This is a genomic window from Niallia endozanthoxylica (assembly GCF_008710145.1).
In the GTDB taxonomy this organism is placed as follows: domain Bacteria; phylum Bacillota; class Bacilli; order Bacillales; family Cytobacillaceae; genus Bacillus_BD; species Bacillus_BD endozanthoxylica.
In genome coordinates this window covers 1-15,768 of sequence record NZ_VYKL01000023.1, presented here as the reverse complement: position 1 = coordinate 15,768, position 15,768 = coordinate 1, and the positions used below count along the sequence as shown (strand labels likewise).

Annotated in this window: 14 protein-coding genes; 8 read left to right on the top strand and 6 right to left on the bottom strand. The window is 38.0% G+C overall.

The window, feature by feature from the left end; all coding sequences use genetic code 11:
- Positions 1-182 precede the first annotated feature (182 nt).
- The gene (locus F4V44_RS15530) at positions 183-470 is read left to right on the top strand and encodes a hypothetical protein (RefSeq protein ID WP_150440939.1); all 288 of its coding nucleotides are present in this window, start codon (positions 183-185) and stop codon (positions 468-470) included.
- 415 nt (positions 471-885) lie between these two features.
- Here F4V44_RS15530 and F4V44_RS15525 read toward each other — a convergent pair whose 3' ends face one another.
- A complete protein-coding gene (locus F4V44_RS15525) occupies positions 886-2,487 on the bottom strand; it encodes a glucose PTS transporter subunit IIA (RefSeq protein WP_150440938.1) in 1,602 nt (533 codons plus the stop codon).
- A gap of 182 nt (positions 2,488-2,669) precedes the next feature.
- Here F4V44_RS15525 and F4V44_RS15520 point away from each other — a divergent pair, with 182 nt between their 5' ends.
- Together F4V44_RS15520 and F4V44_RS15515 are read left to right on the top strand one after the other, a co-directional pair.
- Complete coding sequence (locus F4V44_RS15520) at positions 2,670-3,461, top strand: hypothetical protein (RefSeq protein WP_150440937.1); 792 nt, start codon at positions 2,670-2,672, stop codon at positions 3,459-3,461.
- Between the two features lie 172 nt (positions 3,462-3,633).
- Positions 3,634-4,665, top strand: a complete 1,032-nt coding sequence (locus F4V44_RS15515) for an acyltransferase (RefSeq protein ID WP_150440936.1) — start codon at positions 3,634-3,636, stop codon at positions 4,663-4,665.
- 125 nt (positions 4,666-4,790) lie between these two features.
- Here the strand turns inward: F4V44_RS15515 and F4V44_RS15510 are convergent, their stop codons facing one another.
- From F4V44_RS15510 to F4V44_RS15500, 3 genes are all read right to left on the bottom strand, one after another.
- Complete coding sequence (locus F4V44_RS15510) at positions 4,791-5,894, bottom strand: 5-methyltetrahydropteroyltriglutamate--homocysteine S-methyltransferase (RefSeq protein ID WP_150440935.1); 1,104 nt, start codon at positions 5,892-5,894, stop codon at positions 4,791-4,793.
- A gap of 105 nt (positions 5,895-5,999) precedes the next feature.
- A complete protein-coding gene (locus F4V44_RS15505; RefSeq protein ID WP_150440934.1) occupies positions 6,000-6,917 on the bottom strand; it encodes a LysR family transcriptional regulator in 918 nt (305 codons plus the stop codon).
- A 148-nt stretch (positions 6,918-7,065) separates the two neighbouring features.
- Entirely contained in the window at positions 7,066-8,241 is a 1,176-nt protein-coding gene (locus tag F4V44_RS15500; RefSeq protein WP_150440933.1) for a lysozyme inhibitor LprI family protein, read from the bottom strand.
- Positions 8,242-8,537: 296 nt separating this feature from the next.
- Between F4V44_RS15500 and F4V44_RS15495 the strand changes: the two genes are divergently transcribed.
- Complete coding sequence (locus F4V44_RS15495; RefSeq protein ID WP_150440932.1) at positions 8,538-9,191, top strand: AraC family transcriptional regulator; 654 nt, start codon at positions 8,538-8,540, stop codon at positions 9,189-9,191.
- Positions 9,192-9,420: 229 nt separating this feature from the next.
- Here F4V44_RS15495 and F4V44_RS15490 read toward each other — a convergent pair whose 3' ends face one another.
- Positions 9,421-10,884: an aldehyde dehydrogenase gene (locus F4V44_RS15490; protein ID WP_150440931.1), complete on the bottom strand. Its 1,464-nt coding sequence runs from the start codon at positions 10,882-10,884 to the stop codon at positions 9,421-9,423.
- Positions 10,885-11,390: 506 nt separating this feature from the next.
- On the opposite strand from F4V44_RS15490, the gene F4V44_RS28165 reads away from it, so the two are divergent.
- From F4V44_RS28165 to F4V44_RS15480, 3 genes are all read left to right on the top strand, one after another.
- Positions 11,391-11,513, top strand: a complete 123-nt coding sequence (locus F4V44_RS28165) for a hypothetical protein (protein ID WP_263406665.1) — start codon at positions 11,391-11,393, stop codon at positions 11,511-11,513.
- A 188-nt stretch (positions 11,514-11,701) separates the two neighbouring features.
- Positions 11,702-13,819 carry an ATP-dependent Clp protease ATP-binding subunit gene (locus F4V44_RS15485; protein ID WP_150440970.1) on the top strand — a complete coding sequence of 706 codons (2,118 nt, stop codon included), beginning with the start codon at positions 11,702-11,704 and terminating at the stop codon, positions 13,817-13,819.
- 134 nt (positions 13,820-13,953) lie between these two features.
- On the top strand, positions 13,954-14,289 hold the full coding sequence (locus F4V44_RS15480; RefSeq protein WP_150440930.1) for a hypothetical protein: 336 nt from the start codon (positions 13,954-13,956) through the stop codon (positions 14,287-14,289).
- A 158-nt stretch (positions 14,290-14,447) separates the two neighbouring features.
- On the opposite strand, the gene psiE is transcribed toward F4V44_RS15480, so the two are convergent.
- Positions 14,448-14,894, bottom strand: a complete 447-nt coding sequence (psiE, locus tag F4V44_RS15475; RefSeq protein WP_150440929.1) for a phosphate-starvation-inducible protein PsiE — start codon at positions 14,892-14,894, stop codon at positions 14,448-14,450.
- A 535-nt stretch (positions 14,895-15,429) separates the two neighbouring features.
- Here psiE and F4V44_RS15470 point away from each other — a divergent pair.
- Positions 15,430-15,744 (top strand): hypothetical protein, encoded by a 315-nt coding sequence (locus F4V44_RS15470; protein ID WP_150440928.1) that lies wholly within the window; start codon positions 15,430-15,432, stop codon positions 15,742-15,744.
- Positions 15,745-15,768: the final 24 nt, after the last annotated feature.

Below are 15,768 nucleotides of genomic sequence, written 5' to 3'. Positions count from 1 at the left end.
ATAACTCCAAATGTGTCAATTTTAAAATAGTAGGGACGATTCTCGCGTTTCATTTAATATCTAGAGCGCGACAGCAGAAGAATAAATCATTCCAATGTCACTTAAACTAATAGGGTCTATCTAATAAAGTTAGGTCTTAATAAAAAGGGTATAAAAATCATAGGAAAGAAGGTGTAAAGGAAATGGATCTATCCAGTTATTTTGAGACAATGCCTGATTTTTACAGCCACGAGGAAGCAAGGGAGTGGTTTAAGGCGCAATTTCCTAATCGGTTTTTGCTTAGAACTAGTGATGTGATCGAAGGAAAAAAAGTCTGTTACTATCATATCGTCAAGGACCCGGAAGTGTATCAGCAATACATGGAAAGCTTTGCTCATGAGGAAAATCACGAAATTACCAATTTTGATACTTTCAAGAGCTATTCAACTGTTGAAATCAACGAAGATGGCGATGTTAGTTTTACAATCTAGAGAAATGAAACATGGAGGTGGTTCTCGCGTTTTAATAGGAAACAGCAGAACCATCTGAGACTGCTGAAAAAATATAAAAATGAGTTTCAAGCGGTAGTATATAACAGAGGCATCCTAATTGATAGGACAACACTATTGGGGTTTCCAGGAATTCTGTCAGAATAAAGCCCGGATTTGGACAAACTTTATGGATTTTCACGAAAATTTGTCAGAATGAGACCCGGGTTTGGACAAACTTTATGGAATTCTTTAAAAATCTATCAGAATGAAGCCGGGATTTGGACAAACTTTATGGATTTTCACGAAAATCTGTCGGAATGAAGCCGGGATTTGGACAAACTTTATGGATTTTCATGAAAATCTGTCAGAAAAGTGTTTTTCAGCAGTCTCGAACTATTTCCATGTTTCACCCTTTTCATACAATCAAACTGATTAATGTATCTTTTGTTTGGATTTTGCTATCTTTGGTTGGAACAACGTCTAAATACTGATTGGTATTGGTGATGACAACGGCAGTTAGTACATCATAGCCTGCATCTTTAATGTTTTCAATGTCAAATTGAATCAGTAGGTCGCCCTTTTTAACGGTATCCCACTGGTTGACATAAGAAGTGAAATATTGGCCTTCTAGGTGAATCGTATCAACCCCAATATACATTAAGATTTCAGCCCCATTCTCTGATGCAATTCCAATGGCATGCTTGGTTGGAAATAGCGATGTCACGACTCCATCAACCGGTGAAACAAGTTCACCCTTTACTGGTTCAATCGCAATTCCTTTTCCAACCGTTTCAGTTGAAAAAAGCGGATCTGTCATTTCGCTTAATGGAACCATTTCCCCGCTTAATGGACTTGAAATTTTTTCTTTTTTTACTTTGGCTAAGCCAAATTCTTGGATAGTTTGAACAGGAACGACATCATTTTTTCCTTCATATCCAAATACAAAGGTAAGAACCATAGCAATGACCAAAGCGGATAGAACACCGATAATAAAAATTCCTATTGGTGAAAAAACAGGTATCGATAAGAAGCTTGGAAGAGCAAATGCCGTTGCTTTTGTTCCAAGTGCTCCATTAATGGCTCCGCCTATGGCGCCTGCTATTGCGACAATCACCATCGTTCTTTTATAACGGACAAGAACACCATAAGTGATAAGCTCTGTTGTGCCTGCTAATGCGCCAGGAACAATACCTGATCCAGCGACTGTTTTTAAGTCCTTATCCTTCGTTTTGAAAAAGACCCCTATTCCCATGCCAATTTGGGCAAAAGGGGCAGCAGCGGCCATCGCAATAATTGGGTCAGCCCCTTTTGCAAGATTGGCAATAGCTAATGGAATGACTGCCCAGTGAAGACCTAATATCGTTAGGAAGGTCCATCCTGCACCCAGCACAGCCCCAGTTAAAAGGCCGCTTTTTGAACTTAAAAACTCTATCCCCATTCCAATTGCCTCGCCGACATAAGTACCAAAAGGACCAAAAATCAGGATTGTTAAGGGAACAATAACCACTAATGAAATAAGTGGATTAATAAACATTTGCAAGTCTTTAAGAATGACTTTTTTCAAAAGTTTATCTAAAACGGCATAAATGGAAACAGCAATTAAGATAGGAAAAACCGTTGAGGAATAGCTCGCTAGTATAACCGGAATTCCTAGGAAATCTACGTTTTGTGCTTTTGCTGCAACTAAATCAGTATAATGCGGTTCCAAGAGTGCTCCGCCAATCGCACCGCCAACATAGCCATTGGCTCCGAGTTTTGTGGCTAATGTAATCCCGAGAAAAACAGGAAAGAAGTAAAAGATAGCATGTCCGGCTGCAGAAAGAATAGCATAGGTTCCGCCTTCAGGGGATATCCATCCTAGTGACAGTAAAATGGATAATAAGGCTGAAATTAATCCGGAACCAGCAAGTACCCCTAAAATCGGTGCGAAACTTCCGCTGATAGCCCCTAAAATTTTGTTCATAATCGTTTCTTTTTTTTCTGCAGAGACATTAGAGTCTTGATGAATAGCTTCCATTATTGTACTCTCCTTGTTGAATCGTGCATTTGAAAAGATCATTTTAGACATAGGAATTCTTAAGTGACTACACTACATCAACATCTCTAGAAATCGTTTGCCTTATTTTTATGAAGTCTTTGTTAAAATACGTAAAAAGACCATTTTTATACGCGTTTCACTTCATAAGGAGACTAAAAAACATGACCAGCAAGAAATCTAAAGAGAAGCAAGTGGAGGAAATGATAGAATGTTTCAAGCTATTGCCGACTGCTAAACCGCCGTTATTTCATTATCATACGGTGCGGGGGAATGTTTCTGCTTACCTGTGGCAAAAGAAAATCCGGCCAGCTGTCTTGGAACAGTTACATAAGACATGCTCGATTTGTGGGTGGCAGCCAACTATCAAAGAAGAAGAACGAAAACTCCATTTGCACGAGATAGAGGAATATGACTATGAAAATATGGTGTGTCATTTGATCGATATACAACTTATTTGTGTAAAATGCCATGCCATTCAGCACATCATGCGTGCTCAGGCGGTATTGACGATGAAACAATGGGACGATCTCATGCAGCATTTTATCATGGTAAATGGTTGCTCATCAGACGTCTTAGATGATTGGGAGTTAATCGTAACGAAATCCATGCAAAGAGACAAAAATCTGATGACGATGCCTGCTTTGGAAGAAAGGAAAGAACTGACTAAGAAGACGAGACGTTACACCGTCGCGAGTCATCTTCCTTTTGCAGAAGAAATGGCCAATCAGTTATTAAAGAAAGGCTTGTTGCATCATGAGTCATTCGTTGAAAAGTTGATTGAGGATTATACAGCTATCAAGCGAGCGAATAAATCTAAGAACCTTTATCGATGCCCTAAGTGTAGAAATATCGGAAAAAAGAGAGAGTATGCTACGTATACTATGTATGAGCATAAGGTCTATTCGACTATGATGGGGATTACTCGGATTTCTGGTTGTATAGTGGAAAAGTGAAGAATCTTTTACTGCAGGCCGCCTTGCTAATCGTGGTTGAGCTTTTTGTAGGTTTATAGGCCGGAATTATTTTTGAATCAGCCACCATACTAGGGCTAATGATATGCTATACTATGTCTTTAGTATGATAAAGAACATCAGGCTTGGAACATCATAGGGAGAGAAAATGTGAATGAATGAACGTGTATTATATCTGGATTGGCTGCGAGTAATTGCCATAACAATGGTTGTTACGATACATATCTCAGGTGGAATCGTACAAGTGAATTATTTTGATGCGCCAACGAACTGGCTAGCAGCAAACTTCTATGAATCAATATCAAGGAGTGCAGTTTCCTTATTTGTCATGATTAGCGGGGCTGTTTTACTCGGTGATAATCGGGAGTTCCAATACAAACCATTTTTTACAAAAAGAATGAGTAAATTATTCATTCCCTTAATCGGCTGGAGTATGATTTATTATGGCTACCAAGTGTTTGCGGAGTGGTATCCATCTTTCTCACTGAAAGAATTTATCGTCCTTTTTCTCACAAACGGAGTGAGTGGTCATTTTTGGTTTATGTACATGATGATTGGCCTCTATTTAACGGTACCCATCATAAATGTCTTTATTCGACACGCAAAAAAACGGGACATTGAATATTTTTTAATCCTCTGGATCTATGCGTCTGTGATTGTAAAATCGATGAAGTTTATTTGGGGCTATAGTTTTTCCATCGAGTTATACATGGTAACGAATTATATTGGCTACTTTGTGTTAGGTTATTATCTTCATCATTTTCCATTAAAAAGAATATGGGAGAAAACGGCGATCGTTTTTGGCGGTATTAGTATTTTTGTCACCTTTGTTCTGACTTATTATGACACAAAAGCAGCAGGCGGAATCCTGCAGGAGTTTTGGTATGAAAACCATGCGCCAAATGTTCTTTTATCGTCAATCGGGATTTTTCTCTTATGTAAAAACCTTTTTGCTAAAAGAAAATTGGGATTTGTCTTCCATCAAATAAGCCGCTTAAGCTATGGGATCTATCTTGTTCATATTTTACTCATGACCATGCTTTCAAATAAAATCATCGTCGTTATAAATGAACTTTTCCATCCGGCTTTCTCCATCCCGTTACATGTGGTTATCTTTGTCACAATCAGTTGCTGCTTGTCCTTTTTATTAAACAAGATTCCATTTTTGAGAAAGCTAGTTTCCTAGTTGTTCCGTCACTGTGCGTTGGAATCTTTGAGGTAGACAATATAATTCCGGATTTATCAAAAAAATTTGAAAAGCGGAGACGGTTCTCGCGTTTCAATCTGAAACAGAACCGGCCCCGCTTTTCATTATCCCCAAATTTCTTTAGAAAGATCTACAATATATTTCAGCTTCGTCCATTGCTCTTCTTCAGTTAGAATATTTCCGTGATGGGTAGAAGCAAAGCCGCATTGAGGGCTGATGCATAATTGCTCTAATGGCACATATTTTGTTGCTTCTTCTATACGTGCTTTAATATTTTCCTTCTCTTCTAATTCCCCGTGCTTTGATGTGAATACACCTAGCACGACTTGAGGGCCGCCATTTGGAATGTACTCTAATGGTCCGAAATCACCTGAACGGTCATCATCATATTCTAAGAAGAATCCATTTACCTTTTCTTTGGCAAATAAGGTTGGCGCAATTTTCGCGTAACTGCCTTCAAAGGCCCATTTAGAACGGTAGTTCCCGCGGCAAAGGTGAGTCGTTACAATAAGATCTTCCGGTTTATCTTCTAATGCTCCATTCACAACACGTAGAGCTAAGTCAATTAATTGTTCACGGGAATAACCGCTATCATTAAATGGAATTTCTGGTGCATTGAGACCGGCAATGTATACATCATCTAATTGTAAGTAGCGGCAGCCTGCGTCATAAAAAGCTTGAATGGCGTCACGGTAGGTTTGAATAATATCATTTGTATATTCTTCAATGTCCGGATAAATGTCCAGGTTGCGGATACCGGCGTTAAATAATTGGTTTGGACTTGGGATGGTTTGTTTGGCAACAGCACGGTCCCCAACGATTTCTTTAAATTCGATAAAGTCTTTAATATGCGGGTGATCCCGGTTAAACGAGATTTTTCCAATCACACGTACATCGTATCTTTCTGTTTCTTCCCCTTTGAACGCAAAGCCATGTTCTGGAACATAGCCCTCTACACCATGTAAATGCTCGAGAAAATCGGTATGCCAAAATCTGCGGCGAAATTCTCCGTCTGTTACAGCTTGTAGTCCAACTTCAATTTGCTTGTCAACAATCTTCTTAATTTCTTCTGTTTCAATGGCGTGCAGTTCTTGTGCCGTAAGATGGCCTTCTTGAAAATCCTTTCTCGCCTTGTGAATGCTTTCTGGTCGTAATAAGCTTCCTACATGATCCGCTCGAAATAGTGCTTTCACTTTTGTTTGTGTCATAAATAATCTCCCTCTTCCTTTTCGTTTTTGATGTTAAGGTAAGTCTAGCATAGGGAAATGATTATAACGTAACACCTAAAGTCTATCGTTTGTTATAGCTTTAAACTATAACTGTTCTAATTCTTCATCAATGGTTTCTTTTAAATATTGAATATAAATAGTGGCTAACGGACTGTTTGTCACGTTTTTATGAGTAATATAGCCAACATGAATCCGTTCATCGACCAGTAAAGGAACGGCAACAATGTGTTTACTATTTAATTTATGACTGATGACGCCTGTTGAAATCGTATAGCCATTTAATCCAATGAGTAAGTTAAACAGTGTGGCCCGGTCTGTCACACGAATATTTTTGGGTCTGGATAAGGTACTAAGAATCTCTTCTGAAAAATAGAAGGAATTATAATCTCCCTGCTCAAACGAAAGATATGGATAGGGATCTAAATCAGATAACGTGACAGAATCCTTTGTTGCCAGCGGGTTTGTTGAGCTAATAAACACATGGGGCTTTGCCTCAAACAGCTCGTGAAATCGTAAATTTCCTTCTTTAAGAAATTTTTGAATGACCTTTCTATTAAAATCATTCACGTATAAAATCCCAATTTCACTCCGCAGGTTTTTCACATCATCAATGATTTCATAGGTCTTTGTTTCTCGTAAAGTGAACTCGTATTCCTCGCGGTCATATTCTTTTAACAGTCGTACAAAGGCACTTACTGCAAAAGCATAATGCTGGGCTGACACAGAGAAGTGCTGCTGTGGCGCCGGCGCATTAGTATAACGATTCTCAAGAAGTTCCGCCTGCTCTACGACCTGCCTAGCGTAACCTAAAAACTCCGATCCTTCAGGAGTAAGCAAAATTCCTTTATTGGTCCGCGAAAAGATCCTAATCCCCACTTCCTCCTCCAGCTCCTTTAGTGCATTGGAAAGACTTGGCTGACTAATAAACAGCCTCTGTGCCGCTTTATTAATCGAACGACTTCTCGCTACTTCAATCACATATTTTAGTTGTTGTAATGTCATCTTCAATCCCTCTTTCTGAAACATGGGGAAACATGGCGACGGTTCGTGCGTTTCATTCTGAACCAGCAGAACCGTCGCCATGTTTCATATCTCTTCATTACCTAGAGAAAGCACCTCCGCATTCCTCCTTGGATGTGCAGCACATTCCTTACTTCATATACAAATTAACAAGCTCATAACACCTGTCTTTTGTGATATCAATCCTATTAATATTGTATTGCAGGCTTGGCCAGCCGCCGCCTAATTGTTCTGTACCATTTTTTGCTGTGGTATCTCGATAAACAATCCATTCCCGTTGTTTCTGTCTTAATGCTTCCATTTCATTTGACGGCAGCTGCTCTTCTAAAACGCCGTAAACATCATTTAAAGCAGCATCCCAGCGCTGGTATCTTTGTTCTTCTAAGTCAACCATTTCAGCGACAGATTTTTCATCATATAAGTCATCAATATAGGCAAGCTCACTTTCCAAGCTGTTAAGCATTTGGAGATATTCATCTCTTTGGGAGCTTGGCACTGCTTCTTGACCATCTGTGCTGCTTAACAATGGCGTATTCTCTGGAAGCATATAGTTATATCCGGTATCCGCAAAGATAGCGACCTGCTCATTTACGTTTCCGTTCGCCTGAAACAGATATATTTTCCGCAGCCCTTTTTCCGGATCTTCTAATTGAGCTTCCTTGACGAACTGATATCCGCTGAGGTCCTTAATGGCCATCACTTCTATAGCTTCTTCTTTAGTCAAATTCAGGGGGACATTAGAAGCAGTAAAGTCGTCTAATTTCCAGGTTCCGTCTGCCTTTTTAATGATAACCTGTTCTGTGCTATGGCCCGTGACTTCATTCTCAGGGAAAATATATTCTATTGTTACTTTTTCATGAGTAGAATCGAGCATTTTAAAGCGCAGGCTGTATTTAGTAGAGTTAGGGAAATAACCTGCATCACAGCCGCCGTAACAAAAGGACTTAGCGATGTCAAACAAACCCGTTTTAATGAGCTGTTCTGTAGCATATGGCTGCAAATCCTTTGACATCGACTGATAAATATCATCCGTTAAATCCTGCGGGTCGAAGAGGTTATACTTGGACCCTGCGTCAATATAAACCGTTTGAATTTTATAAACTAAATCATCAATGATTGTTTTCGTTTCCTCTATAGTCAGTGCGTCCTGCTCAGTTGGCTCTTCTTTTGCTGGTGATTTAGGTTCTTCGGTTATTTTTGTTTCCGTTTCCTCGATTACTTCTTCTTTAGCTTTGTCCTTTACGCAAGAAGCAAGCACGAATAACAGCAGTAGACTGCTAAGCAGCACACCCATTCTTTTCTTCATGAAATATCTCCTTTTCACACCAAGTTTTTATTATCGAAGTTCATCCACTTCTTTACATTCTATTATAATGGTACATTAATATTAAATTTTTATTGAGAAAAGATTAAAACAGGGGGAAGGTTCATGCGTTTCATTTGTTATTGAGGTGCAGCATCGATGAAACAGCAGCACCGTCCCGCCGTTTCACTAAATTGAATAGAAATGAGAATGTAAAAAACTCATTTAGATGTGTTACGGAGAACCCTATCACAAATAGAGGTGAAGAAAAAATTTATGAGTTAAAAGGAGTTGGTTTCGTGACTCAAAAAAGGACATTACATCTATTAAATGGGCAATCCATGTATAATTATTTTAAAATGACACAATTTCTTGAAGAAGAATTAATGATTCCTTTTAACGAGGCTATGTGTTATGGTGACACGTGTAACGATGTATTTTCACATGAATTCACCCGAATGCGTGCTAAGGTTCATCACGTTACACCCGAACAATATACTGAAATCACACTAAAACCTTTAAAGCCCCTCCTTTATAGAGATTTCACTCATCTTTCATTATGGTTTGATTTAGATATGTTCTGTCAAATCAATATTCTAACCATTCTTGCCTGGTTAGATCAGACTGATTATAAGGGGGAGATTGAATTATACATAGTCGGAGATAGGTTTGAAGTGAAGGACCATTTTACCCTGAAGGCTGGGGGATATTATACCATTTATAAACAGGTATTAATTCAAAAGAAATTTCCTACATCTATCTTTCCGGACTTTTTAAAAATAGGAATTGAATTATATTTGAATTATCTTAATAAAGATAGTGATCTTATTCGTTATATAAAAAAGTACCAAGATGTATCTGAAGAAGAGCTTGTAACTAAATTAATTGCAGAATTCCAACATTATGGGCTAGGTGATATTCAATATCTTGAAATGATTAAATTATATCGTTAGAGTCGTCCCGATGTTCCATTTAAAATAATAATAGACATTTGAAGCACTTGTGGTAAATAAGTGATGGAAATGATTCTCTTCAAATAAAGAATACCCCAAATAAATCAGAGAGAATATGATTTATTTGGGGTATTCTATTCATTTCTCTTTTCATTACGGCATTATCTAGTATAGTAGAGCGAGCCTCTTCCTCATTCATTTCTTTTTGGAGGCCGTTTACATCAGTCGATTATAATTTAATACAAACATTAGATAGTTCTGAATAGAATTCAAAGCTGTGAATACCGCCTTCACGGCCAATACCACTTTGCTTCATTCCGCCAAATGGTGTACGAAGATCACGAAGGAACCATGTATTTACCCAAATGATTCCAGCTTCTACTTCTCTTGCTACACGGTGAGCACGACGTAAATCATTTGTCCAAATAGAAGCACTTAATCCGTATTCTGTATCATTTACTTGATCAAGAACGTCTTCTTCTGTGTCAAATGGAATCACTGTTACAACTGGTCCAAAGATTTCTTCTTTCACCACACGGCAATGACGATCAAGACCTGTAATAATCGTAGGCTCTAAATAATAACCTTTTTCTAATCCTTCAGGACGTTTACCGCCAGTTAATACTTCTCCGCCTTCTTCTTTCGCTAACTCAACATAGCTTAGAACGCGCTCATAGTGGTCTTTACTGATCAATGCGCCAACTTTTGTTTGTGGATCAAATGGATCGCCAACGACTAATTCTTTTGTTTTTGCAACAAATTTTTGAATGAATTCATCATAGGCAGAACGTTCTACATAGATTCTAGAACCGCAAAGGCAAACTTCCCCTTGGTTAATGAAACTTGATTTTAACGTTGTTTCAATCACTTCATCCAGGTCAGCATCAGCGAAGATGACATTTGGATTCTTTCCGCCAAGCTCGTAAGAAAGCTTTTTCAATGTATTTGCTGCTGATTTCATAATCGTTTGACCGGTAACTGTTTCACCCGTAAACGTAATCGCATCCACATCTTTATGTTCTGTAAGTGCTGTACCTACCACGCCGCCGGAACCATTTACGATATTTACTACGCCGTCAGGAACGCCAGCTTCTTTACAAATTTCTCCCATCACGGTTGCCGTTGTTGGAGTTAAGCTTGCTGGCTTAATGACAACTGTATTACCAGCAGCAAGAGCTGGGGCAAGTTTCCAAGTCATTAGTAATAAAGGCAGGTTCCAAGGACTGATGATTCCAACAACTCCAACTGGACGACGAACGGAATAGTTGATGGCTGTATCATCTGTTTCATAGGCTTCTGTTCCTACAGAACGTAAATAGTCTGCGAAGAAATGGAAGTTATAGGCCGATCTTGAAATATCAACAGCCGTTGACAACCAAATTGGTTTTCCTGTATCTAATGATTCAAGTCTAGCAAGCTCGTCTTTTCTTTCTAAAATAATATCACCAATTTTACGAATAACCGCAATTCTTTGATCCAATGTGAACTTCTTCCAAGGGCCTTTTAGCGCTTTTTTCGCTGCAGCTACTGCTGTATCTACTTCTTCTTGTCCACCCTGTGAAATTTGGCTGATCACTTCTTCTGTTGCAGGATTAATATTTGGTTTTACCTTCCCTGAAAGAGACTGAACATATTCACCATTAATAAAATGTAAACTATCAACTGATTTTACTAAGTTTGCTTGTGTACTCATCTAAACATCCTCCTAATATGGTTTAATCAATCCTCTATATCTAGTATGAAAATAATAGACATAGAGGATTGATTAACTCGTAGCATGAATAAATATCTTGGGTATATGTAAAAAACTGAACATTGTTACTGTGTACTCTTATTTCGAGTGATTATCATTCTCATTAATAATGATAATGATAATCACTTAAAATTTCAAGAATAAATTGAAAATTGGTTCAAAAGGAAATAAGGGCGGTTCTCGCATTTCATTTGTTATTCAAAGTAGTGAAATACGGCGCCAGTCCTGAACTGTCCCCATGTTTCCAATCTCGAAAAAAGTTTAAATTAATAGAAAATATTTTGGAAAGTTGAACTTTTTGCAAAATATTTTCTATTAAATATTTATATATGGATTGTCATTAAAATATAAAAACTCTCAAAATTTTATATATAATACAAAATACTAACTTTCTGAGCATGTACGGGCTAAGGAGAAGAGTAAGAGATTCATTTAAAAGGGGGAAAATGGATATCTTTATTATAGTAGCTAGGGTCATCATTGCAGCTATCCTTGTTGCTGCAATGGTTATTCATACGCTTGAAGGAGCTAGAAATAAAAAGAAGCAGATTGATCATATTACTGCTTAATACAGCGAAACATGGGGACGATTCATAATAGGTTGGATATTCACCCAACGATTCCCTATAGAAATGTCACAAAAAGTACAATATACTAGAAAAAACTTAATAAAAGATTCAGCGGGCCGACTAGAAGAAGTGGCTTTTTTTATATATTCATAGTCAAGATTAGTCAAAGTTAAGAGGAGGATTGAATGATGATTTGTGAAAACTGTCAAACAACGCAGGCGAGTTATAAGTTGAAAATGTCATTTAATCAGAGCCGAAGCGAGATTAGTTTATGTGCAGAATGCTATGAAATTGCAATACAAAAATTGGAGAGCGGTTCCATTGATTTTGATGACCAGATGTTCAATCACTTGGATTCAGATGGCAGCCAGTTCGAGCAAACTGTCCATGTAAAGCAGCCAAAGTATCGTGAAACAGACGGTTTTCTTGATCAACATGGACGGAACTTGACGAATGAAGCAAGAGAAGGACGAATTGATAGCGTAATCGGCAGGGATAAAGAAATTGAACGTGTCCTTCAGATACTAAACCGTCGTGCGAAAAATAATCCGGTTTTAATTGGTGAAGCAGGTGTAGGGAAAACAGCGATTATTGAAGGCCTTGCCCTTCAAATTGTTAAAGGTAAAGTACCTGCGAAACTCAAAAGGAAAGAAGTCTATTTGCTAGACATCAGTTCACTTGTAGCAGGTACATCTTACAGAGGGCAATTTGAGGAAAGAATGAAACAACTGATTACGGAATTACAAGAACGTGAGAACGTCATTTTGTTCATTGATGAATTACACATGATGGTTGGTGCTGGAGGTACGTCTGACGGTTCAATGGACGCAGGGAATATCTTAAAACCAGCGTTGGCGCGTGGGGATATCCAAGTGGTTGGAGCAACAACGATGAAAGAGTATCGCATGATTGAAAAAGATCCAGCACTTGAGCGTCGCTTCCAGTCAGTAATCGTTAAAGAGCCAACTGTTGATGAAGCGATTGATATTCTAAAAGGAATTCGGCCAGCGTATGAAAAGTATCACGATGTGACGTATTCAGATGAGGTACTAAAAGCATGTGTCACACTATCCAAACGCTATATTCAAGATCGCTTTTTACCAGATAAGGCCATCGATTTAATGGATGAGGCCGGTGCCATGCTAAACCTTGCTCATGGAGGCTTAGATGTTAACTATTTAAAACAGCGCTTAACAGATATTGCTGAGGAAAAACAACAAGCAGCGCAATTAGAGCACTATGAAAAAGCAGCGATTCTTCGTGATGAAGAGAGAGAAATAAAAGAAATATTGTCTGAATACTCAGATGACGTTACAAAGGATATTACTGTAGAAATGATCCAAGAGATTATTGAAAAAAGCACGGGAATCCCTGTACAAAAGCTGCAAAAAGCAGAGCAACAAAAAATGAAGGGCTTGAAAGAGAGACTCGCAGGTGAAATTATTGGTCAGGATCAAGCCATTGAAAAAGTATCCAATGCCATCTTAAGGGCAAGCGTAGGATTGAAACCAAAAACACGTCCGACCGCTTCCTTCTTATTCCTAGGTCCAACAGGTACAGGTAAAACCGAGTTAACGAAAACTCTTGCAGCGGAATTATTCGGCAGTAAAGATAGGATGATTCGCTTAGATATGAGCGAATATATGGAAAAGCATTCTGTTTCTAAGCTTATTGGTTCACCTCCTGGCTATGTCGGACATGAGGAAGCAGGACAATTAACAGAACAGGTTCGCAGAAATCCTTATTCCATTATTCTGCTAGATGAGATCGAAAAAGCACATCCAGATGTTATGAATATGTTTCTTCAAATCATGGAAGATGGCAGGTTAACGGATAGCCAAGGAAGAGTCGTGAGCTTTAATGAAACGATTATTATCATGACTTCCAATGCAGGTGTTGGCAGCAAAAATTTAGGGCCAATTGGTTTTGGCAGTGAAGAGCAGGCAGAAGTGCAATCAAATCTTATTGGGAAAATCGGACATATCTTTAAGCCTGAATTCTTAAACCGTATCGATTCGATTATTGAGTTTAATCATCTGCAAAAAGAGAACCTCGTAGAAATTATCGATATTATGATTGCGGAGCTTAAAGAGACATTAGAAGAACAAGGGATTTCGATTGCAATAGATAAGGAAGCAAAAGAAAAGATTGCGGAATTAGGTTATAGCAGTGAATTTGGTGCTCGACCGCTTCGACGCGTCATTCAAGAACAAATTGAAGATCAAATCACTTCTTTACTTATTCATAACGAAAACGTAACTGTGATTACTGTATCAGTAGAAAATAATAAAATTAACGTAGCATAACGATAGATGACTTTCATCCTTTTCAGCTTTTAGAGAAACCCCACTTTTCAAATGAGTGGGGTTTTTCTCATGAAATATAGTGAGTAAAACGACTTCAGCTGGGTAGTATATGTTTAGAATGGGATGCTTTCATAATGAGTATATTCCCGATTAATAACCAAGGAAGTGAATTGATGAATCAGAGTAACGAACGCGAGAATTTTGGCGGAAATGCAGATGAAAGTGGCAATAATCAAGTGGATAGTCCTGATAATCAAGAGGCCGCTGAATTTAGTGAAACAGCGGGAGCTTTTAATGGAGCCGTTACGGGCGCTATGATAGGTGCTCCATTTGGACTAGTTGGTGCTGTTATAGGCGGTGTTTCAGGCGGTGCGATTGGTAACCAAATGGGGGAGGGAGTTGAAGCAGATAACGAGACAGCTTCCAAAAATGGTGATGTAAGCAATAATAGTAACTCTGAAACACCGTGACGGTTCTGTCGTTTCAATCATTCAATCAAGCAAACCCTCTAGGGTTAAATCTCTACAGAGTTTGCTTTTTTTGATATCTTTTAGAAAAAGTCCTGCCATACCTTAATCGCTGTAGTAGAAACGCGAGTACCGTCTCCACATTTCCTTCCCCCTTTGGCTCATTTTCTAGTAAAAAACCATTTACTTTCTGGCCGTTCTCTAGGTGTTAGGTTCATAATGAAGTAGCCGATGATTAAAATTAAAATGATTAGAGAGTATATTAATGTGTTTATTGGGTCTTTATGATCAACGATAATGAGACGAATCATGGCCGTTATTCCAATATAAATAAAATATCGAAGCGGAAAATGGTAATGTTCTTTGAAGTATTTTACAATCATAGTGATAAATTCGAAATAGAGAAAAAAGATGAGGATGCTCTCTAGGAATACTTTGAAATTGTTATTTTTATTTTCAATTAATAAGCCTGCAAACATGAAAAGCTCTTTGAACAACAGGAAGGATAAAACGATAGCCAATAATATTAACGATAGGTTTAAAACTCCCTGCAGTAACTTGGGAATGACAACTGGTAATTTAGATATCCACTTATTATTTTCAGACATACAAAACCTTCTTCCATTTTATAGTATATCTATTATTATAGCGCAATGTTATCGTGGCAGTGCATAACAATGTTGTGAAACATGGGGAGGGTTCTCGCATTTTAATATGAAATAGAAGAATTGTCTGAGACTGCTGAAGAAGTCCATTGAAGGAAAATAAGGCATTGATTACCTACTATATATAGGTAATCAATGCCTTTTGTTTACTGTATATTAATAAAACTTCTCATCCATTGTTTAAAGTGAATACTTTTTTCAGCAGTCTCGAATCGTCCTCACGTTTTAAAATTTACAAAAATTTAGCAAACCCTTAAAAATGTATTTTTTCTATTATGATAGACTATCAGTAACGTGATCATATCAGTAACCCATTCACTAATATCTTAATAAAAAGCTTTTATTCTAATACTATGTCTTTCAGTGTTGTTCGTTCGATACTTTATTCACATGACCCATTCTACGAGCGAATAGGATCTAATTTCTTGAAATAGCAGGGTCAATTCTTGCTGTATTTAGGTTGGTAGGAGGGCTTTTTATGAAACCGGCTTTGATTGAAAATAGAAAACGGTATGTTTTTAAAACGGTAAGAGGTTTCCTAGGAAAGATTTCTCCGAGGAAAACAGAAATAGGTACGCTTCAAGGAATAGCGGAGTTTAAGGACATCCATAAAGCAGCAATATTCGCAGAGGAAAAAGGACCGAAAGTGGATAAGGCAAAAGCAGAATTTCAACGTTATCTATTCAATGTTAACCTTGTGTTGGAAAGCTTAGGAGAAGAAACGCTGGCATTAGAATTAGTCTGCTTGGATAGTGAATGCGGGGACAGTCCTGAACTGAACCCAAAAAGTTAGACAAATATTTTTATGCAGCTAAAG